Below are 20,141 nucleotides of genomic sequence, written 5' to 3' on the forward strand. Positions count from 1 at the left end.
CCTCATTCCCCGCCGCGCAGCACCGAGTTGCCCTCGTGGGTGCCGTGCGCCGGTGGTGCGTCGAGGGCGAGGCGGCCGCCGGCCCCGTAGAAGGCGACGGGGTTGCGCCACAGGACCAGGTCCACGTCGTCCTCGCCGAACCCCGAGGCGAGCATCGCGTCGGCGACCCTGCGGGTCTTGAGCGGGTCGCTCCTCCCCCAGTCCGCGGCCGAGTTGACGAGCACCTTCTCCGGCCCGTGGGCGCGCAGGACCGCGACCATCCGGTCCTCGTCCATCTTGGTGTCCGGGTAGACGGAGAAGCCGAGCCAGCAGCCGCTCTCCTTCGCCTCCCCCACCGTCGTCTCGTTGAGGTGGTCGAGGAGCACGCGGTCGGGCGCCAGCGCCGATTCCCGCACGACGTCGATCGTGTGGCGCAGTCCGGCGAGCTTGTCGCGGTGCGGGGTGTGGACGAGGGCGGGCAGCCCGTGGTCGGCCGCCATCTGGAGCTGCGCGGCGAAGGCCGTGTCCTCGGCGGGCGTCATCGAGTCGTAGCCGATCTCGCCGACGGCGACGACGGAGTCCTTGGCGAGGTAGCGGGGCAGGACGTCGAGGACCGGGAGGCAGCGGGGGTCGTTCGCCTCCTTGGGGTTGAGCGCGAGGGCGCAGTGGTGCGCGATGCCGTACTGGGCGGCCCGGTACGGCTCCCAGCCCAGGAGCGCGTCGAAGTAGTCGAGGAAGCTGGCCGGGGAGGTGCGGGGCTGGCCGAGCCAGAAGGCGGGCTCGACCAGGGCGCGCACCCCGGCGGCGTACATCGCCTCGTAGTCGTCGGTGGTGCGGGAGCTCATGTGGACGTGCGGGTCGAAGATGCGCATCGGCACTCCTCCGGGGGCGGGTGGGGGCCGCGGGCGGCCAGGGCGAGCACGTGGTGCAGGTCGTCGGGGACGGGGCGGCCGGCGGCGGTGCGCTCGGCGGCGTGATCGGTGAGCATGCGCGCCAGGTCGGTGTCGCCGTGGGCGCGCCGGGGCAGGTCGGCGACGGCGGAGACGGGGACCTGGGTGAAGAGGCACTTGAGGACCGCGTGCCGCCACGCGTGCGGGTCGAGGTGGGCCGCGGCGTAGGGGCCCACGGCGGCGGCGACGAGCCGTGCGTCGTGGGTGCGCAGGGCGTCGTGCACGAGCGGCAGGGCCGCCGGGCCGGGGACGAGGTGGGGCAGGGCGAGCAGGACGGCGCGGCGTTCGGCGGCGCTGCCGCGGTGGTAGAGACGCGTGAGGTCCTCCGGGCCGGGCCGGGCCGCCGCGAGGAGGAGGGTGCGGGCGGCGTCGGCGTGCTCGGCCCCGCAGGAGCGTCCGGCGGCGGCGAACAGCGGTTCCCAGGCGGGGGCGGCGCCCGGAGGGTCGGCCGCGGGCGTGCCGCCGTCTCGTTCCGCCTCGGCGAGGGCGTCGTCCAGCCAGGCGCGGGCCGCCGGGGGAAGCCGTGCGCGGAGGGCGGCGCGCAGGGGGGAGAGGGTGTCCTGGGGCGGGGTGGCGTTCACGCGGTCAGCGATCCTTTCGGCTGCCGGGCGCGGAGGAAGGACAGGGAGGAGCGGGCGAGTTCCGGTCCGGCGTGGGAGTGGCGCGGGAGTTCGACCACGGTGAGGCCGCGGTAGCCGGTGGAGGCGAGGGCGTCGAGGACCGGCGGGAAGTCGATCTCGCCGTCGCCGAACGGCAGGTGCTCGTGGACGCCGCGCCGCATGTCCTCGATCTGGACGTGGCGCAGCCAGGGGGCCGCTTCCCGGACGCAGTCGGCGACCGGCGCGGGTTCCAGGCACCGGCAGTGGCCGATGTCGAGCGTGAGGCCGAGGACTCCGGGGCTCCCGACGAGGGCACGGAAGTGGTGGAAGTCGGCGAGGGTGGCGAGGAGATGGCCGGGTTCGGGCTCGATCGCGAGCGGGACGCCCGCGGCGTCGGCCGCCTCGACCACCGGGGCGAGGGCGGCCGCGAGACGTGCCCAGGCGGTGTCCGGGCCGGTTCCCGGCGGGGTGGGCCCGCTGAAGCAGTGCACGGCGTGGGCGCCGAGGTCGGCGGCGGTGCGCACGGCGGTGAGGAGCAGCCGGACACGTGCCGTGCGGGCCCGCGGGTCGGGGTCGAGCAGGGAGGGACCGTGCTTGCGGCGCGGATCGAGGACGTAGCGGGCGCCGGTCTCGACGGTGGCGGTGAGGCCGAGGGAGCCCAGTCGGCGCGCCACGCGTGCGGTGCGGGCGGCCAGGCCGGGGGCGAGGGGGTCGAGGTGCATGTGGTCGAGGGTGAGGCCGACGCCGTCGTAGCCGAGGTCGGCGAGGAGGCCGAGGGCGTCGTCGAGCCGCAGGTCGGTGAGGCCGTTGGTGCCGTAGCCGAAGCGGAGACCGGTCGCGGGGCCGGCGGGCGGGGTCCGGTTCACGTGGGGCTGACCTTTCGCGCGAGGCGGCGGGCGACCGGCGCGAGACCGAGCAGGGCCGTGCCCGCCACGGGTGAGCCGGAACGGGCGGCCAGCACGGCCTGGAGGGGGATCATGGCCCGGACACCGCCGCCGACCGCACGTTGCGTGAGGTGGGGGGAAGGGTTCAGGACCGCGTGGAGGAGAGGGCCGGCGACGGTACGGAGGTAGGCGCCGGCCATGATCACCGCGACCCGGTCCGACGCGACGCGGTGGCGGCCCGCCGGAGACGGGGCGGGCGCGGGTGGTGGGGCGGGTGCGGGTGGTGGGGCGGCCCGCCGGAGGATCGCGCGGGGGAGCCGCGTCGCGGTGCCGTGCCGGTCGCCGCTGCCGGTGCGCGGCGGGGTGCGGCGCTCCGCGGCGGGCGAGGGCGGTCCGGAGCCGGCGGCGAGGAGGGCGAGGAGCACCGCCGCGGCGAGGGCGCCCGCCGGAGCCGCGGTGGAGCCGCCGTCGGCTTCGTGCCGGGAGACGGCGGTGACGGCGTAGGTGTGCGCGGCCAGGGCCGCGGCGGACGGCGCGGCGGCGGCCAGGGCGGCGGTCACGGCCCGCCCGCCGCCCGCCGCCGCCCCGGTTCGCGGGGGTCCCTGCGCCGCGGGACGGGTCTCCCGCACCCGTCCCGCGGAGGCCGTCGCCAGGGCGCCGAGGAGGACGTCCAGGCCGCGGGCGGCGCCCATCGCCGCCGGTCCGGCGGCCGTGTGCTTGAGGCGGAGGTCGTAGGCCCACACCGTCGCGGCCAGTGCCGAGGCGGCGGCCAGCGCCGGCCGTCCCGCGCGGGAGGCGAGGGCCAGGCCCGCGGCGGTGAGGACGCCGGCCGCGCCGAGGGCGGCGGCCGGGGCGACGCGGCCCGACGGCAGGGGCCGCCCCGGGCGTTCGACGGCGTCGACGTGGCGGTCCGCCCAGTCGTTGAGCGCCATGCCCGCCTCGTACAGGCAGACGGAGGCGCCGACGGCCCACGCCGTTCCCCGGCCGGGCCCCGGTCCGGCGGCCGCCGCCCCCGCGAGGGCGTCGCCGGGGACGCTGGGCAGCGCCGACACCCGCAGCAGCTCGCTCCACGCCCGTGCGGTCCCCGGGCGCGGCGGGACGCCGGTCATCGGGCCCCGTCCCGGAGCCGGCTCGCGAAGGCGAGGAGGGCGTCGAACTGCTCGGCCAGGGCGGCGGGGCCGCCGTCCGGGTCCTTGAAGTAGAAGCCGAGTTCGGGACGGGGGCCGGTGAGGCCGGCCTCGTGGGCGCGGGCGACGAACCGGGCCAGGTCCAGGACGAGGGGGGCGGCGAGGGCCGAGTCGCAGCCCTGCCACACGGTCTGGAGGATCATGCGGGAGCCGAGGAATCCGTCGAAGGCGACGTGGTCCCAGGCCGTCTTCCATTCGCCGAGGGCCGGGACGTCGTCGATGTGGACGGTGCCCTCGACACCGGGGCCGAGGGTGTCGGCGAGCACGCGTTCCTTGCCGGCGTTCTTCGCCGCGGCGGCGGCCGGATCGGCCAGCGTGGCGCCGTCGCCGCCGCCGAGCAGATTGGTGCCGGACCAGGCGCGCACGGCGAGCGCCCGTTGCACGAACATCGGGGCGAGGACGGACCGCAGCAGCGTCTGGCCCGTCTTGCCGTCGCGGCCCGCGTGCGGGACGGCGCCCGCGGCGACGGCCTCGGCGAGGGCGGGGGCGAGCAGGCCGGCGGAGGGGGTGAAGTTGACGTGGGGGCAGCCGGCGCGGAGCGCGGCGGCGGCGTAGAGCGCGCTCGCCGGGAGGCGGGGGGCGTCCGGGTCCGGGAGCGGCTCCGTGGAGGCGACGTGGACGACGACGACCCGGGCGAGGGCGTGGCGGGTGCGGAACCCGGCGAGGTCGTCGGTGAAGCGGTCGATCAGTTCCTCGTCGGTCCGGAGGTCGCCGGGCAGTGGGCCGCCGGGCCGTATCTCCTCGTCCGCCGCGGCCAGTTCGGCGTGGACGGCCCGGGCGAGGCCGGTGGGCAGGACCCCGGCCGCGGTGAGGTCCTCGGCGCGTTTCGGCAGCGGGCAGTCGGCGGTGTCGTGGCCGCCGAAGACGAGGGTGTCGAGCGGAGGGAGCCCGGCGTCGGCGAACGGGGGGATCTCGGTGACCATGCCGGTCGGGGGATGGAGTCCGGCGGTGACGGCGGCGCAGCCGGCGACGGCCGTGGTCGCCACCGAGCCGCGGGCCCCGACGAACCAGACTCCGGTGCGTCCGGTCCGGTCGTCGGCCGGTGTGGGCTGAGCGTTCCCGTGGTGCACGGGCTGCCTCCCTGACGTGTGGGGTGTCATCGGGGTGGAGACGGCGGGCGGGGGGTACGGCGCCCCCTCGCCCGCCGTCGCTCGTGGGTGACCCCGCGTGCGCGGCGGCGCGCGGCGGGGTCCGTGCGGCGGGGCTACTCGCCCCGCCCCGTGAAGGCGGCGTCGAAGGCGGCGGCCGGCGGGTCGACGTCGAAGCGCTTGAGGTGGGCGAGGGCCTCCGGCGCGCCCGCGAGCCGGTCCATGCCCGCGTCCTCCCACTCCACCGAGACCGGGCCGTCGTAGCCGATCGAGCGCAGCATCCGGAAGACGTCCTCCCAGGGGACGTTGCCGCGTCCGGCGGAGACGAAGTCCCAGCCCCGGCGCGGGTCGCCCCAGGGCAGGTGGGAGCCCAGGCGTCCGTTGCGCCCGTCGAGGCGGGTGCGGGCCTCCTTGCAGTCCACGTGGTAGATCCGGTCGCGGAAGTCGTAGAGGAAGCCGACCGGGTCGATGTCCTGCCAGACGAAGTGGCTGGGGTCGAAGTTGAGCCCGAAGGCGGGCCGGTTGCCGACGGCCTCCAGCGCCCGCTTCGTGGTCCAGTAGTCGTAGGCGATCTCGCTGGGGTGGACCTCGTGGGCGAAGCGGACGCCTTCGGCGTCGAAGACGTCGAGGACCGGGTTCCAGCGCTCGGCGAAGTCCTCGTAGCCGCGCTCGACCATGTGCTCGGGGACGGGCGGGAACATGGCGACCAGGTGCCAGATCGAGGAGCCGGTGAAGCCGACGACGGTGTCGACGCCGAAGGCGGCCGCGGCCCGCGCGGTGTCCTTCATCTCCGCGGCGGCCCGCCTGCGCACCCCCTCGGGCTCTCCGTCGCCCCAGATCCGGGCGGGCAGGATGGCCCGGTGGCGTTCGTCGACGGGGTCGTCGCAGACGGCCTGGCCGACCAGGTGCTGGGAGACGGCCCAGCACCGCAGGCCGTACTTCTCCAGGAGGTCGTGGCGGCTGTGCAGGTACGAGGGGTCGGCGAGGGCCTTGTCGACCTCGAAGTGGTCGCCCCAGCAGGCGAGTTCGAGACCGTCATAGCCGAAGTCGCGGGCGAGGGAGCAGACCTGTTCGAGCGGCAGGTCGGCCCACTGACCGGTGAACAGGGTGAACGGACGGGCCATGGTGTCTCCTCAGACCTGGGCCTCGGTACGGGCGGCGGCGGCCGGCGCACTCGTCGCGGACGGCGGGGACGCGGGGCGGGTCACGGGTACGGGCGTGTAGACGGCGTTGTTCGCGGCGCTCTCCTCCACGGCCGCGAGGACCCGCTGCACCTGGAGTCCGTCGGCGAAGGAGGGCGAGGGGTCTGCGCCCGCGGCGATGGCGAGGACCAGGTCGCGGGCCTGGTGGGCGAAGGTGTGCTCGTATCCGAGGACGTGGCCGGGCGGCCACCACGCCTCCAGGTAGGGGTGGTCGGGCTCGGTGACGAGGATCCGGCGGAATCCCGCGGTGGCGGCCGGCTCTCGGTGGTCGTGGTAGAGCAGTTCGTTGAGCCGTTCCAGGTCGAAGGCGAGGGAGCCGAGGGATCCGCTGATCTCCAGCCGCAGGGCGTTCTTGCGGCCGGGGGCCATGCGGCTGGCCTCGAAGGTGGCCAGCGCCCCGGAGGCGAGGCGGCCGGTGAAGACGGCCGCGTCGTCGACGGTGACGGGGCCGCGTCCGGCGCCGCCGGACGCGCCCGGCCCGGCGGAGACGCCCGCGAGCAGGGGGCGTTCCCTGACGAAGGTCTCCAGCTGCGCCGAGACCCCGGCCAGCGGCTCCCCCGCCAGGAACTGGGCGAGGTCCACGATGTGCGCACCGAGGTCACCGAGGGCGCCGGAGCCGGCGTGCTGCCGCTCCAGCCGCCAGGTCAGCGGGAAGTCCGGGGCCACGAGCCAGTCCTGGAGGTACGTCAGGCGTACGTGGCGGAGAGCGCCGATGCGTCCCTCCTCGACGAGCCGGCGGGCGAGGGCGATCGCGGGGACGCGCCGGTAGTTGAAGCCGACCATCGCCACCTGGCCGCGGCTCCTGGCCCGTTCGGCGGCCTCGGTCATCGCCTCGGCCTCGGCGACGGTGTTGGCGAGCGGCTTCTCGCACAGCACGTGCTTGCCGGCGTCGAGCGCCGCGACGGCGATCTCGGCGTGCCGGTCGCCCGGGGTGCAGATGTCGACGAGCTGGACGTCGTCGCGGGCGATGAGGCGCCGCCAGTCGGTCTCTGCGGCTGCCCAGCCGTGCCGTGCGGCGGCGGCGTGCACGGCGGCGCGGTCCCGGCCGGCGACGGCGGCGAGGACCGGACGCAGTGGCAGGTCGAAGACGCGGCCGGCGGTGCGCCACCCCTGGGAGTGGGCGGCGCCCATGAACGCGTAGCCGATCAGGCCGACGCCGAGTGTCGGCGCGGTCTCGCTGTCCCTCTGTTCCATGGGTCTCCAATCGCGGTACCGGCCGCGGCGGCCGGTGGAGCCGTCGGCTCCGTGGTGCTCGGTGAGCCGGGGTCCCGGGCGGTGCGGCTGCGGGGTCGCCGGGTCCGTCCGGGGCGGCGCACGGGCCGTCAGTTGAAGCCGGTGGGAAGGTAGTCGCCGACGTTGTCCTTGGTGACGACGGCCGAGTAGAGGGTCACCGACGAGGGGATCTCCAGTTCGGCCATGCCGCCGATGCCCTTGCCCTGTCCGAGGGCGCGGGCGAGGTCGATGGCGGAGGCGGCCATGGTCGGCGGGTAGAGGACGGTGGCCTTGAGGACGCCGTCGTCGGCCTTGATGGCGTCCATGGCCGATCTGGCGCCGGCGCCGCCCACCATGAGGAAGTCCTTGCGGCCGGCCTGGGCGATGGCGCGGAGGGCGCCGACGCCCTGGTCGTCGTCGTGGTTCCACAGGGCGTCGAACCGGGGCTGGGCCTGGAGGAGTTGGGCCATCTTGGCCTGGCCGGACTCGACGGTGAACTCGGCCGCCTGCCGGGCCACCTTGGTGATGTTGGGGTAGTTCTTCAGGGCGTCGTCGAAGCCCTGGGAGCGCTGCTTGGTCAGTTCGAGGTTGTCCAGACCGGCGAGCTCGACGACCTTGGCGTCCGGCTTGCCCTTGAGCTGTTCCCCGATGTACCGGCCGGCGTTGAGGCCCATGCCGTAGTTGTCGCCGCCGATCCAGCAGCGGTACGCCTGCGGGGAGGCGAAGACGCGGTCCAGGTTGACGACGGGGATGCCGGCGGCCATGGCCTGGAGGCCGACCTGGGTGAGCGCCTTGCCGTCGGCCGGGAGGATGACGAGGACGTCGACCTTCTTGTTGATGAGGGTCTGGATCTGGCCGATCTGCGCGGCGGTGTCGTTGGAGCCCTCGGTGATCTCCAGCGTGACGTCGGCGTACTTCTTCGCGCGGTCCCTGGCGTTCTGGTTGATGGCGTTGAGCCAGCCGTGGTCGGCCTGCGGTCCGGCGAAGCCGATGGTGACGGGCTTTCCGGGCTTGTCGTCCGCGACGGGCGCGTTGCCGGCGGCGCTGGGGGCGGCCTGGTTCTTGGGTTCGTTGCTGGTGCAGGCCGTGAGGAGCGCTCCGGCGGAGACGGCGGCGGAGCCGAGGAGCAGTCCTCTGCGGCTGGGGATGCGGGACTCGGGCATGACGGATCGACCTCCGGGAGGGGCGGGACGGGATGCGGGGGGATGTGAGGGGGGTCAGTCGTCGCGCAGGGTGCGGCGCTGGATCAGGACGGCGGCCACGATGATCGCGCCCTTGGCGATCTGCTGGACGGCGCTCTCCAGGTTGTTGAGGGCGAAGATGTTGGTGATCGTGGTGAAGACGAGGACCCCGAGCACGGAGCCGGCGATGGTGCCGCGGCCGCCGCTGAGGAGGGTGCCGCCGATGATGGCGGCGGCGATGGCGTCCAGCTCGTACAGGTTGCCGTTGGTGTTCTGCCCGGAGCCGGCCAGCACGATCAGCATGAAGGCGGCGATGCCGCAGCACAGACCCGACAGGAGGTACAGCCAGAGGCGCTGGCGGCGGACGTCGATGCCCGCGAGGCGGGCCGCCTCCGCGTTGCCGCCCACCGCGACCGTCCGCCGCCCGAAGGTGGTGCGGTTGAAGACCAGCCAGCCCACGACCGTGACGGCCGCGAAGACGAGGACCAGCGGCGGGACGCCGAGGACGTAGGCGTCCTTGATCCCCAGGTCGAGGACGGAGTCGACGGTCACGATCTGCGTCTTGCCGTCCGTGAGCTGGAGGGCGAGACCCCGCGCGGAGGCGAACATGGCGAGCGTGGCGATGAAGGGGACCATGCCGCCGTACGCCACGAGGACGCCGTTCACGAGTCCGCAGCCGACGCCCACGGCCACGGCGGTGAAGAGGATGCCGGTGAAACCGTACTCCTGGGTGGCGACCGTGGTGGCCCAGACGGAGGCGAGGGCGACGATCGCACCGACCGACAGGTCGATGCCGCCGCCGGTGATGACGAAGGTCATGCCGACGGTCACCACGCCGATGACCGACGCCTGGGTGAGGACGAGCTGGAGATTGCTGGTGGCGAGGAACTCGGCGGGCCGGGTGAGCCCCCCGACGGCCACCAGGGCGGCGAGGACGCCGAGGAGGGAGAGGGTGCGGACGTCGGGACGGAGGACCGGCGGCCGGAGCGCGGAGGTCTTCCCGCCGGACACGGCGGGGGCGGGGGGCGCTTCCCGTCCCGCGGGGGTGGCTGAGTGGGTCATGCCGTCGGGCTTCCTTCCATCACGAGGTCGAGTACGCGGTGCTCGTCGAGTTCCCGGGCGTCGGCGGTGTGGACGACGCGGCCCTCACGGAGCACCAGGACGCGGTCGGCGAGGCCGAGGACCTCGGGCACCTCGCTGGAGACGAGGAGGACGGCGAGGCCGTCGTCGGCGAGCCGCCGGATGACCGCGTACAGCTCGGCACGGGCCCCGATGTCGACCCCCCGGGTCGGTTCGTCGAGCAGCAGCACCTTGCAGCCGCGCAGCAGCCACCGGGCCAGGACCGCCTTCTGCTGGTTGCCGCCGGAGAGGGTGCGGATCGCGGCGTCGGGGTCGTCCGGACGCAGGGAGAGTCCCCGGGTCTCCTGCCGTGCGGCGCTCCGCTCGCGCCGCCGGTCGAGCCAGCCGGCACGCGAGAAGCGGGAGAGGGTCGACAAGGTGACGTTGCGGGTGACGGACTCCATCAGGAGCAGGCCCTGCGCCTTGCGCTCCTCGGGGGCGAGGCCGAGACCGGCGCGGACGGCGGCGGGGACGCTGCCCGGCCGCAGGGCGACCCCGTCGACCAGCACCCGGCCCGCGCCGGGCCGGCGGGCGCCGTAGACGGTCTCCAGGATCTCGCTGCGGCCCGAGCCGACCAGTCCGGCCAGGCCGACGATCTCGCCGGGGCGCAGTTCCAGGTCGAAGGGGGCGAACTCGCCCTCCCGGGCGAGTCCTTCGACCCGGAGCACGGGCTCGGCGGCGGGCCCGGCGGGAGGGTCGGGGCGCTCGGGGAAGACGTACGCGACGTCGCGTCCGGTCATCAGGCGGACGACCTCGTCCGTGGAGGTGGACTTCGCGGGGAGCCCGCCGGCGACGGTCCGGCCGTCCTTGATGACGGTGACGCGGTCACCGATCCGGCGGATCTCCTCCAGGCGGTGGGAGATGTAGACCACGGCGACGCCGTCGGCGGTCAGGTCCCCGACCGTGCGGAAGAGGTTGCGGACCTCCTCCGGATCGAGGGCGGCGGACGGCTCGTCCATGACGATGAGCCGCACCTCGTGGGAGAGCGCCCGGGCCATGGAGACGATCTGCCGCTGAGCGGCGGAGAGTTCGCCGACCGGGGCGCCGGGATCGATCTCGCCGTGCCCGAGCCGCTCCAGCAGCCCGACGGTGGCGGAGCGGGCGGCCCCGGCCCGGACGACGAAGCCCGCGGAGGTCGGTTCGTGGCCGAGGAAGACGTTCTCGGCCACGGACAGGCCCTCCACCAGGTCGAGCTCCTGGTAGATGGTGGCGATCCCGAGACGCATCGCGGCGATCGGCGAGGCGGGGGCGACCGTCTCCCCGCGCCAGGCGATGGTGCCTCCGTCGGGCCGGTGGGCGCCGGCGAGCACCTTGATCAGGGTGGACTTGCCCGCGCCGTTCTGGCCGAGGACGCAGTGGACCTCACCGGGCGCGACCTCCAGGTCCACGCCGTCGAGGGCGCGGACGCCGGGAAAGTGCTTGGTGATGCCGGACATGGTGAGCAGGGGCGGTTCTGGTGCCATGACGATTCCTCGGCGAGTACGGCCGCGAACGGGCGGGGCGGAGGGGCGGGGTGGGGCGGAGGGGGCCGGGGCGGAGCGGGGCGTGCACGCGGTGCGGCGTGCGAGCCGCGGGACACGGGGATGAGCAACTGGTCGACTTGTCTGCGGGTGTGACGGAGCGCCACACGAGCCCGCGAGAGAGCGGACCGTGTGCGGTGACTGCGGTGACTGCGGTGCCGCGGTGCGGGGCGCGCCTGGTACGGGTGCTGCCGTGCGGTGGTGCCGGTACGGGTGCTGCCGTGCGGTGGTGCCGGTGCGGGTCCGGTCCCGGTCTCCGGCGGACGCCGGACCGCGGGATCAGGCCGGGGAGAACAGGTGGTCGCTGATGAGGCGGGCCGCGCCGATCACGCCGGCGGTCGAGCCGAGCTCGCCGAGGACGATGGGGAGGTTCCTGGTCGCCAGCGGCAGGGAGCGCCGGTAGACCTGGGTGCGCACGCTGGCCAGCAGCGTGTGGCCGAGGCCGGTGACGCCACCGCCGATGACGACCATCCCGGGGTTGAAGGAGTTGACGAGTCCGGCGATCACCTGGCCGACCCGGTCACCGCCCGCGCGGATGAGGTCGAGGGCGACCTGGTCGCCCGTGGCCGCGGCCGCGGCCACGTCCGCGGAGCTCAGCTTGCCGAGGGTCTCCAGCCGTGTGGAGAGCTCGGCCGAGCCGCCCGCGCGCGCCGCGTCCTCGGCGTCCCGGGCGAGCGCGGATCCGCTGAAGTGGGCCTCCAGGCAGCCCCGGTTGCCACAGCCGCAGGCCCGGCCGTCCGGCTCGACCTGGATGTGGCCGATGTCGCCCGCGCTGCCGGTCGTGCCGCGGTGGACCGCACCGCCGAGGACGATGCCGCAGCCGATGCCCGTACCGATCTTGACGTACAGGAAGTCGGCGACGGACCGGGCGACGCCGGCGTGCTGCTCGCCCAGGGCCATGAGGTTGGCGTCGTTGTCGACCATGACGGGGCAGCCGAGGTCCTGGCTGAGGGCCTCGCGGACGGGGAAACCGTCCCAGCCGGGCATGATCGGGGGCGCCACGGGGACGCCCTCGGGGAAGCGGACCGGGCCGGGCACCCCGATGCCGGCGCCGTCCAGCCCGTCGGCCAGTCCGAGCGACTTGAGCTTGGCGACCATCGACAGCACCTGCTCGAAGACCGCGACCGGGCCTTCGCGCACGTCCATCGCGTGGTTGAGGTGGCCCAGCACCTCCAGTTCGGCGTTGGTGACGGCGACGTCGATCGAGGTCGCGCCGATGTCGACGCCGAGGAAGCGCAGGCCGGGGGCGAGACGGATGTTGTGCGAGCGGCGCCCGCCGCGCGAGGCGGCGAGACCGTCCGCGACGACGAGTCCCGTCTCCAGGAGCCGGTCCACCTCGACCGCGAGCTTGGAGCGGGAGAGGTCGACGAGATCGCCGAGCTGGGCGCGGGAGTGGGGACCGCCGTCGCGCAGCAGGCGGAGCAGCCGTGCCTGGTGCGCGTTGCCGGGCCGGGCCGTCATGCGTCGCACGTGCCTTCCTCTCCCTGCCGTCCGGCGGCCCCGCGGTCGTCCCGGGGAGGGGATCGTCCGCGGGGTCGGGCTGCTTTCGAGGGGAACGTAGCAGCCGGTTTCCGGGGGCGGAAGAACTTGCGCAGAAGTACGGTGAGACTTTTTCCGAAGTGAGGACAAAGGAGGCCGCGCCCCGGGTCCTACCGCTCCGGGGCCCCGGTCGTACGGCGGCACCGGCGTCGCTCACGGCACCCCGCTCCGTGACCACCGCGTCGGCGCGGTGGTCACGGAGCGGGGTGCCGCCCGGCCGGGGAGGCCGGGCGGCACCTCACGTCAGGGGAGCGTCCACCTCTGGTTCGCGCCGGTGTGACAGGTCCACAGGTGGACGGCCGTGCCGTCGTTCCAGACGCCTCCCGAGGCGTCCAGGCACTTGGCGGACCGCGGGTTGCGGACCGTGCCGTCGCCCCGCGGCTCCCACTGCTGCGCGGCCGTGCCGTTGCACGTCCACAGCTGGACCCTGGTGCCGTCCGCGCTGCCGCCGTTCGACACGTCCAGGCACTTGCCCAGCGCCTTCACCGTGCCGTCGCCGGGAAGCGTCCACCGCTGGGCGGCCGTGCCGTTGCAGGTCCACAGCTGGATCTTCGTGCCGTCCGCCGTCTGCGCGTTGTCGACGTCGAGGCACTTGCCGCCCACGCCCTTCACCTCGCCCGTGCCCGCGCTTCCTCCCGGCAGCCGGTTCAGCGTGTACCAGGCTTCGGTGCTCCACAGGGACTCGCCGCTCGCGGAACCGAAGGGACGGGGCGAGCGGACGTGGACGACCCGGTCGGCCTTCAGGCCCGGGATCGCGAGGGTGACCGTGCGGGCGTCGCCGGACAGGGCCGCGGACTGGACGGGGAGGGTCTCCTCGTCGACCTTCGGCCCGCCGTAGTCGGCGGTCGGCGCGTACCGCCACTGCTTGACCTTGTAGTGCTGGGCGAGGTCGGCCGCGGTCTCCGCCGACAACGGCTGGGTGTATTCGAGCGCGAAGCCGCCGGGCACGGCCCGCATGGCGCGGATGTCGAAGGCGACGGTGCCGTTGGGCGTGAGCTTCTGGAGACCGTGGGCGAGCTTGCCCTCCTGGCCCCAGTTGCCGCCCGCGCCGAGCCCGCCGGCGTACAGCGCACCGTCCGGGCCGACGCTGATCCGGGTGACACCGGCCTCCAGGCCCTGGGTGAGCCGGAAGACCGCGCCCTGGTACTCCCCTCCGACCTTCTCCAGGAAGCCGCGCTGGATTCCGCCGTAGGTGACGTCACCGAACAGCATCTGGCCGGCGAACGGCCCCTCGGCCAGCTGGAGCGGGGTGCTGGGCGAGTTGGCGATCTCGTTCTGGGGCAGCCAGAGCACCGGCTTGGTGACGGGCCGGCCGTCGAAGGGACCGGAGGGGTTGGTGTAGTGGTTGAAGAAGCGGTCTTGCTTGATGTGCACGAGCTTGGACGAAGGGAGCCAGCCGCCCTGGTTGTCGGTGACGAACATGTCGCCCTCGGGACCCCAGCCGATGCCGTTGGGGGTGCGCAGTCCTCCGGCGACGTAGGAGACCGCGCCCGTCGACTTGTCCACCTTGATGGTGGTGCCTCGGTTCGGTGCGGGCTGCGGGTCCGTGGTCGCCCCGCCGTAGTCGATCGAGACCGACAGGTTCAGGTAGAAGAACCCGTCCTTGTAGAGGAGCCCGAAGCCGAACTCGTGGAAGTTGCCGCCGAAGGGCCAGGTGGCGACCCTGCGGTACCGGTCGGTGACCTCGTCGCCGTCGGTGTCGGCCAGCTCGGTCAGCTCGTGCTTCTGCGACACGTAGAGCTTGCCGTCGACGTGCTTGATCCCCATGGGCTCCTTGAGGCCCGAGGCGATCTTCTTGTACGTCACCTTGTCCGGTCCGGTGTTCCCCGTCACGTTCGACAGGAGGTAGACCTCGCCGGCGGTGGTGTTGCTGCCGCCCCACGTCGTCACGGCCAGGCGTCCGTCGGGGAGCCAGTCCATCGCGGAGACCTGGGGTTCGAAGCCGGGCGGCCGCAGGTTCGTGAGGGTGTAGTTCGGGTGGACGCCGGCGAGCGGCAGGCCGTCGCCGGGCGAGTCCGTGCCGGCCTCGCACTCCTTGCGCCCCGGTGCCGTCACGCGGACGACGCCGGCGTCCGTGCTGAGGGCCGAGTTCGGGACGACGGTGAAGCCGGAGGCGCCGGGCGGCTTCCATTCCAGTGTCAACCGCTCGCCGCCGCCTCGCTCGAAGTGCTCGATGCGCAGGGCGTGGTGCCCCGCCGTCAAGCCGATCCCGGCTTCCTTCGGTTCCGGGCCGTGCAGGCCGCCGTGGTCGATCACCAGCTGGTCGTCGACCCAGAGGCGCGAGCCGTCGTCGCTGGTGAGGCGGAGGGCGTACGTGCCCGCCGCGGGGGCGTTCAGGTTGCCGACGACCTGGGTGACGAAGTTGCTGTCGAGGCCGAAGTCGGCCGGCGAGGTCCAGTCGATCAGCGGCATCAGCTTGTCGATGTTGGGCGTCTGGCCGGGTTTCAGGGCGCATATGTCGTTGAGTGGCACCTGGACGTCGAAGACCCGGAGGGTGACCCCCGGTTCCTGCGGCGGCAAGGCGGCGGCAGCGGCGTCGTCCGCGGGAGCCGGAGCCGCCGTGAGGCCGAGGGCGAGCAGGGAGACGAGGAGCGTTCCGGCGAGGCGTCTGCCCGGCCGGCGGGCGTACAGCCGTGGATACACGTGACCTCCTGACGACCCCTCGGCGAGGAGGGGTTCGATCGGGCAATCGGGGGTTCCACCGCCGGCCGGGGCGCGCCGTCGTCCCGGTCACGGAGGCTCGGGCGGGAGGGAGTTCGGGACCCTGCGCACCGCCGCGCCGCACACAGTAGGGACTTCCTCCGGACCCGTCCATGCTTTGTCCCGCACCGGGAAGAAGTACCGAGAACTTGCGCCGCCCGGGTTACGGAGCCCGACAAAGGGCGCTAACTTCTTTGAAATGTACCGGTCATGCGATCGCGACCGGTCGCTACGGCGTGACGGCGCGCGCCCGTAGACACACCCGGTGGCCCGGCGAGGCCGCCGTCACCCCCCTCTCTCTTCGGGAGACCTTCTGTGCGCACGAGAACGCCCAGACGCAAGCGCCTCCACCTCCTGACCGGCCTGGCCTGCACCGCCGGGTTCCTGCTCCCGGTGTCCCCGGCCGCCGCCTCTCCGCCGCCGCACCACGACCCGGCCCCGGTCCCGGCGGCCGCTCCTGAGTTCCAGCAGGTCACGCTCGCCAAGGGCGTGGCCGAGACGGGCGAGCCGATGACCCTGGCCGTGCTGCCGGACCGCTCCGTGCTGCACACGTCCCGGGACGGCACGGTGCGCCGGACCGACGCCGCGGGCACGACGAGCGTGGCGGGGAAGGTCGACGTGTACAGCCATGACGAGGAGGGCCTCCAGGGCATCGCCGTGGACCCGGCCTTCTCCTCCAACCGGCACGTCTTCCTCTACTACGCGCCCAAGCTCGCCACCCCGGCCGGTGACGCCCCCGGCGACGGCACCGCCGCCGACTTCGCCCCGTTCGACGGGGTCAACCGCCTGTCCCGGTTCGTCCTCAAGGCGGACGGCACCCTGGACCCGGGCAGCGAGAAGCGGATCCTCGACGTACCCGCCTCCCGGGGCATCTGCTGCCACGTCGGCGGCGACCTCGACTTCGACGCCGCCGGGAACCTGTACCTGTCGACCGGTGACGACACCAACCCGTTCGCCTCCGACAGCTACACCCCCATCGACGAACGCCCGTCGCGCAACCCCGCGTACGACGCCCAGCGCTCGGCGGGCAACACCAACGACCTGCGCGGCAAGGTCCTGCGGATCAAGGTGGCCGCGGACGGCTCGTACACGATCCCGTCCGGCAACCTCTTCGCACCCGGCACGGCGAGGACCCGCCCCGAGATCTACGCCATGGGCTTCCGCAACCCCTTCCGGATGAGCGTCGACAAGGCCACCGGCACCGTCTACCTCGGCGACTACGGTCCCGACGCCGGCAGCGCCAGCCCCACCCGCGGCCCCGCGGGCCAGGTGGAGTTCAACCGGATCACCGGCGCGGGCAACTACGGCTGGCCGTACTGCACCGGCGACAACGACGCCTACGTCGACCACGACTTCGCCACGGGCGCCTCCGGTTCGGCCTTCAGCTGCGCCGCCCCGAAGAACACCTCGCCGAACAACACCGGACTCACCGACCTGCCGCCCGCCCGGGCCGCCTGGATCCCCTACGACGGCGACTCGGTGCCGGAGTTCGGCGGCGGCTCGGAATCCCCGATGGGCGGTCCCGTCTACCGCTACGACGCCGCTTCCACCTCCGACGTGAAGTTCCCGCAGGAGTTCGACGGGCAGTACTTCGCCGGGGAGTTCGGCCGCCGCTGGATCAGGCGCGTCGCCTCCGACGCCGGGGGCACGGTGCAGTCCATCCACGCGTTCCCCTGGAGCGGCACCCAGGTGATGGACATGGCCTTCGGACCGGACGGCGCCCTGTACGTCCTCGACTACGGCACCGGCTACTTCAGCGGGGACCAGAACTCCGCCCTGTACCGCATCGAGCACGTCACCGGCGGCCTCGCACCGACCGCGCAGGCCACGGCCGGCGTCACCTCCGGCGCGGCGCCGCTGTCCGTCGCCTTCTCCTCGGCCGGCAGCGCCGACCCCGACGGCGACGCGCTCTCCTACGCGTGGACCTTCGGCGACGGCGCCACCTCGACCGCCGCCGACCCCTCCCACACGTACACCGCGAACGGGCAGTACACGGCCACGCTCAAGGTCACGGACGCCACCGGCAGGTCCGCCACGGCCTCGGTCCGGATCACGGTCGGCAACACCGCCCCCACCGTGCGGCTGGAACTCCCCGTGAACGGCCGCGTCTACGACTTCGGCGCCGCGATCCCCTTCAGGGTGACGGTCTCCGACCCCGAGGACGGCGCCGTCGACTGCTCCAAGGTCAGGATCACCTTCGTCGTCGGGCACGACAGCCACGGCCACCCCCAGACCTCGACCACGGGCTGCTCGGGCACCCTGCAGACCCTCGCGGACGGCGAGCACGACCCCAACGCCAACATCTTCGGCGTGGTCGACGCCGAGTACACCGACAAGGGGGCGAACGGCCAGCCGGCCCTGACCGCGCACGCCCAGCACGTCACCCAGCCCAGCCACCGGCAGGCCGAGCACCACGGCGCCTCCTCCGGCGTCCAGGTGGTCACCCACGCCCCCGCCCACGGCGGCAGGACCGTCGGGTACATCGACGACGGCGACTGGATCTCCTTCTCCCCCTACGCCCTCGACAACGTCACCCGGCTCACCGCACGCGTCTCCTCGGCGGGAGCGGGCGGCACGATCGAGGTGCGCGCGGGCTCCCCCACCGGCACGCTCCTGGGCACCGCCACCGTCCCCGTCACCGGCGGCTGGGAGACCTTCCAGGACGTGACCGCCCCGCTCGCCGGCGGTCCGGCGGGATCGACCACGCTGTACCTCGTCTTCAAGGGCGGCAGCGGCTCCCTCTTCGACGTCGACGAGTTCTCCTTCGCCACCTCGCCCGCCGGCGGCTCGACGGCAGGAGCGGTGAAGGGCGTGAACGGCAAGTGCCTCGACGTGGACAACGCGCTGACCGCGGACGGTACGAAGATCCAGCTCTGGACCTGCAACGCCTCCTCCGCCCAGCGGTGGACGCTTCCCGGCGACGGCACGGTGAAGGCCCTGGGCAAGTGCCTGGACGTCTCCGGCGGCGGAACCGCCGACGGGACGAAGATCCAGCTGTGGACCTGCAACGGCACCGACGCCCAGAAGTGGGCGCCACGGGCCGACGGCACCGTCCGCAACCCGAAGTCCGGCAAGTGCCTCGACGCCTCCGGCGGCACCTGGAACGACGGCACCCCCGTCCACCTGTGGACCTGCCACACCGGCCCCAACCAGAAGTGGACCCTTCCGTAGCCCAGAAAGGAGGACGACCCCCATGCGAACCCCTCTGCAAGCGATCCTCGGTCTGTTCGCCGGCGCCACGCTCGCACTGGCCCCGCAGGCCGCGGCCCTGCCCTCGGCGACGCCCGTCCCCGTCGCCGCCCCCGAGGCGCGCGCGGCGGCCGATCCCGCGTACAAGGTCCTCGTCTTCTCCAGGACCGCCGGCTTCCGCCACTCCTCGATCGACGACGGCGTCGCGGCCCTGCGCGCCCTCGGCACGGCCCACGACTTCTCCGTCGACGCCACCGAGGACTCCCAGGCGTTCACCGGCGGCAACCTCGCCCAGTACAAGGCCGTCGTGTTCCTCTCCACGACGGGTGACGTCCTGGACGGCCCCCAGCAGACCGCGTTCGAGCAGTACGTCCAGGGCGGCGGCGGATACGTCGGCATCCACGCCGCCGCCGACACCGAGTACGACTGGCCCTTCTACGAAGGTCTCGCCGGCGCCCTCTTCCACTCGCACCCGGCGATCCAGTCCGCCACCGTCGACGTGGAGGACCGCGCCCACGACGCCACGGCCCACCTGGGCGGCACCTGGCAGCGCACCGACGAGTGGTACGACTACCGCACCAACCCGCGCACGACCGCCCGCGTCCTCGCCTCCCTCGACGAGTCCAGCTACTCCGGCGGGAACATGGCCGGCGACCACCCGATCGCCTGGTGCAAGGAGTACCGGGGCGGCCGCGCCTTCTACACCGGCGGCGGCCACACCGACGAGTCCTACGCCGAGCCCGCCTTCCGCCGCCACCTCCTCGGCGGCATCCGGTGGGCCGCGGGCATGACCGACGCCGACTGCCGGCCCGAGACCGGCTACACCCCGCTGTTCGACGGCTCGTCCACCACGGGCTGGCGGCAGGCCGGCCCCGGAGGCTTCGACCTCGCGGACGGCACCCTCACCTCGCGGGGCGGGCTGGGCATGCTCTGGTACGCGGCCCGGGAGCTCACCGGCGACTACTCCGTCAAACTCGACTGGAAGGCGGCCGGGGACGACAACTCCGGTGTCTTCCTCGGTTTCCCCGCCTCCGACGACCCCTGGTCCGCGGTGAACAACGGCTACGAGATCCAGATCGACGCCACGGACGGTACCGACCGCACCACCGGCGCCGTCTACGGCTTCAGGTCCGCGGACATCGCCGCCAGGGACGCCGCACTGAACCCGCCGGGCGAGTGGAACACCTACGAGCTCCGGGTGACCGGCGAGCGACTGGAGATCTTCCTCAACGGCCGGAAGATCAACGACTTCACCAACACCGACCCCGCCCGCAGCCTGCGCCAGGGCCACGTCGGCATCCAGAACCACGGCGACGGCGACGAGGTGTCCTTCCGCGACGTCCGGGTCAAGCAGCTCGGCGGGCAGCAGCCCGGCCCCCGGACCGGCGAGGTGAAGGGCGTGAACGGCAAGTGCCTCGACGTGGACAACGCGCTGACCGCCGACGGCACGAAGATCCAGCTCTGGAGCTGCAACGGCACCGGCGCCCAGAAGTGGACGGTCGCCGACGACGGCACGGTGAAGGCGCTGGGCAAGTGCCTCGACGTCTCCGGCGGCGGAACCGCCGACGGCACGAGGATCCAGCTCTGGAGCTGCAACGGCACCGGCGCCCAGAAGTGGACGCCCCAGAGCGACGGCACCGTCCGCAACCCCCAGTCCGGCAAGTGCCTCGACGCCTCCGGCGGCACCTGGAACGACGGCACCCCCGTCCACCTGTGGACCTGCCACACCGGCCCCAACCAGAAGTGGACCCTTCCGTGACCGGCCCCGCGAGAAGGGGGTGAACCGTGTCCC

The 20,141-nt window shown here is 73.8% G+C and carries 14 protein-coding genes; 2 read left to right on the forward strand and 12 right to left on the reverse strand.

The window, feature by feature from the left end; all coding sequences use genetic code 11:
* Window positions 1-2: 2 nt before the first annotated feature.
* The 12 genes from IE287_RS24635 to IE287_RS24690 form a co-directional block, all read right to left on the reverse strand.
* Window positions 3-851, reverse strand: coding sequence for a TatD family hydrolase (locus tag IE287_RS24635; RefSeq protein WP_189851353.1), 849 nt, complete (start codon window positions 849-851; stop codon window positions 3-5).
* The gene (locus IE287_RS24640; RefSeq protein WP_229883702.1) at window positions 821-1,510 is read right to left on the reverse strand and encodes an EboA domain-containing protein; all 690 of its coding nucleotides are present in this window, start codon (window positions 1,508-1,510) and stop codon (window positions 821-823) included. Before IE287_RS24640 ends, IE287_RS24635 begins: the two co-directional genes overlap by 31 nt.
* The gene (locus IE287_RS24645; protein WP_189851354.1) at window positions 1,507-2,394 is read right to left on the reverse strand and encodes a sugar phosphate isomerase/epimerase family protein; all 888 of its coding nucleotides are present in this window, start codon (window positions 2,392-2,394) and stop codon (window positions 1,507-1,509) included. Before IE287_RS24645 ends, IE287_RS24640 begins: the two co-directional genes overlap by 4 nt.
* Window positions 2,391-3,521 (reverse strand): SCO3242 family prenyltransferase, encoded by a 1,131-nt coding sequence (locus IE287_RS24650; RefSeq protein WP_189851355.1) that lies wholly within the window; start codon window positions 3,519-3,521, stop codon window positions 2,391-2,393. Before IE287_RS24650 ends, IE287_RS24645 begins: the two co-directional genes overlap by 4 nt.
* Window positions 3,518-4,699, reverse strand: coding sequence for an inositol-3-phosphate synthase (locus IE287_RS24655; RefSeq protein WP_189851356.1), 1,182 nt, complete (start codon window positions 4,697-4,699; stop codon window positions 3,518-3,520). The genes IE287_RS24650 and IE287_RS24655 overlap by 4 nt, the downstream gene beginning before the upstream one ends.
* A gap of 104 nt (window positions 4,700-4,803) precedes the next feature.
* Complete coding sequence (locus IE287_RS24660) at window positions 4,804-5,811, reverse strand: sugar phosphate isomerase/epimerase family protein (protein WP_189851357.1); 1,008 nt, start codon at window positions 5,809-5,811, stop codon at window positions 4,804-4,806.
* 9 nt (window positions 5,812-5,820) lie between these two features.
* Complete coding sequence (locus tag IE287_RS24665) at window positions 5,821-7,083, reverse strand: Gfo/Idh/MocA family protein (RefSeq protein ID WP_189851358.1); 1,263 nt, start codon at window positions 7,081-7,083, stop codon at window positions 5,821-5,823.
* A gap of 128 nt (window positions 7,084-7,211) precedes the next feature.
* Window positions 7,212-8,264, reverse strand: a complete 1,053-nt coding sequence (locus tag IE287_RS24670; protein WP_189851359.1) for a substrate-binding domain-containing protein — start codon at window positions 8,262-8,264, stop codon at window positions 7,212-7,214.
* Between the two features lie 54 nt (window positions 8,265-8,318).
* Window positions 8,319-9,344 (reverse strand): ABC transporter permease, encoded by a 1,026-nt coding sequence (locus IE287_RS24675; protein WP_189851360.1) that lies wholly within the window; start codon window positions 9,342-9,344, stop codon window positions 8,319-8,321.
* Window positions 9,341-10,864: a sugar ABC transporter ATP-binding protein gene (locus tag IE287_RS24680; protein ID WP_189851361.1), complete on the reverse strand. Its 1,524-nt coding sequence runs from the start codon at window positions 10,862-10,864 to the stop codon at window positions 9,341-9,343. The genes IE287_RS24675 and IE287_RS24680 overlap by 4 nt, the downstream gene beginning before the upstream one ends.
* 336 nt (window positions 10,865-11,200) lie before the next feature.
* On the reverse strand, window positions 11,201-12,382 hold the full coding sequence (locus IE287_RS24685; RefSeq protein ID WP_189851435.1) for an ROK family transcriptional regulator: 1,182 nt from the start codon (window positions 12,380-12,382) through the stop codon (window positions 11,201-11,203).
* A gap of 321 nt (window positions 12,383-12,703) precedes the next feature.
* Complete coding sequence (locus IE287_RS24690; protein WP_189851362.1) at window positions 12,704-15,103, reverse strand: RICIN domain-containing protein; 2,400 nt, start codon at window positions 15,101-15,103, stop codon at window positions 12,704-12,706.
* A 372-nt stretch (window positions 15,104-15,475) separates the two neighbouring features.
* On the opposite strand from IE287_RS24690, the gene IE287_RS24695 reads away from it, so the two are divergent.
* On the forward strand, window positions 15,476-18,331 hold the full coding sequence (locus IE287_RS24695; protein WP_189851363.1) for a PQQ-dependent sugar dehydrogenase: 2,856 nt from the start codon (window positions 15,476-15,478) through the stop codon (window positions 18,329-18,331).
* Between the two features lie 22 nt (window positions 18,332-18,353).
* The gene (locus IE287_RS24700) at window positions 18,354-20,108 is read left to right on the forward strand and encodes a lectin (protein WP_189851364.1); all 1,755 of its coding nucleotides are present in this window, start codon (window positions 18,354-18,356) and stop codon (window positions 20,106-20,108) included.
* Window positions 20,109-20,141 lie beyond the last annotated feature (33 nt).

Source organism: Streptomyces omiyaensis, assembly GCF_014650895.1.
Taxonomy (GTDB): Bacteria; Actinomycetota; Actinomycetes; order Streptomycetales; family Streptomycetaceae; genus Streptomyces; species Streptomyces omiyaensis.

Excerpts from the sequence above, each read along its gene's own strand:
- IE287_RS24670 (WP_189851359.1), bottom strand. The coding sequence starts at position 8,264 with ATGCCCGAGTCCCGCATCCCCAGCCGCAGAGGACTGCTCCTCGGCTCC.
- IE287_RS24675 (WP_189851360.1), bottom strand. The coding sequence starts at position 9,344 with ATGACCCACTCAGCCACCCCCGCGGGACGGGAAGCGCCCCCCGCCCCC.
- IE287_RS24685 (WP_189851435.1), bottom strand. The coding sequence starts at position 12,382 with ATGACGGCCCGGCCCGGCAACGCGCACCAGGCACGGCTGCTCCGCCTG.
- IE287_RS24635 (WP_189851353.1), bottom strand. The coding sequence starts at position 851 with ATGCGCATCTTCGACCCGCACGTCCACATGAGCTCCCGCACCACCGAC.
- IE287_RS24680 (WP_189851361.1), bottom strand. The coding sequence starts at position 10,864 with ATGGCACCAGAACCGCCCCTGCTCACCATGTCCGGCATCACCAAGCAC.
- IE287_RS24660 (WP_189851357.1), bottom strand. The coding sequence starts at position 5,811 with ATGGCCCGTCCGTTCACCCTGTTCACCGGTCAGTGGGCCGACCTGCCG.
- IE287_RS24665 (WP_189851358.1), bottom strand. The coding sequence starts at position 7,083 with ATGGAACAGAGGGACAGCGAGACCGCGCCGACACTCGGCGTCGGCCTG.
- IE287_RS24655 (WP_189851356.1), bottom strand. The coding sequence starts at position 4,699 with ATGACACCCCACACGTCAGGGAGGCAGCCCGTGCACCACGGGAACGCT.
- IE287_RS24650 (WP_189851355.1), bottom strand. The coding sequence starts at position 3,521 with ATGACCGGCGTCCCGCCGCGCCCGGGGACCGCACGGGCGTGGAGCGAG.
- IE287_RS24700 (WP_189851364.1), top strand. The coding sequence starts at position 18,354 with ATGCGAACCCCTCTGCAAGCGATCCTCGGTCTGTTCGCCGGCGCCACG.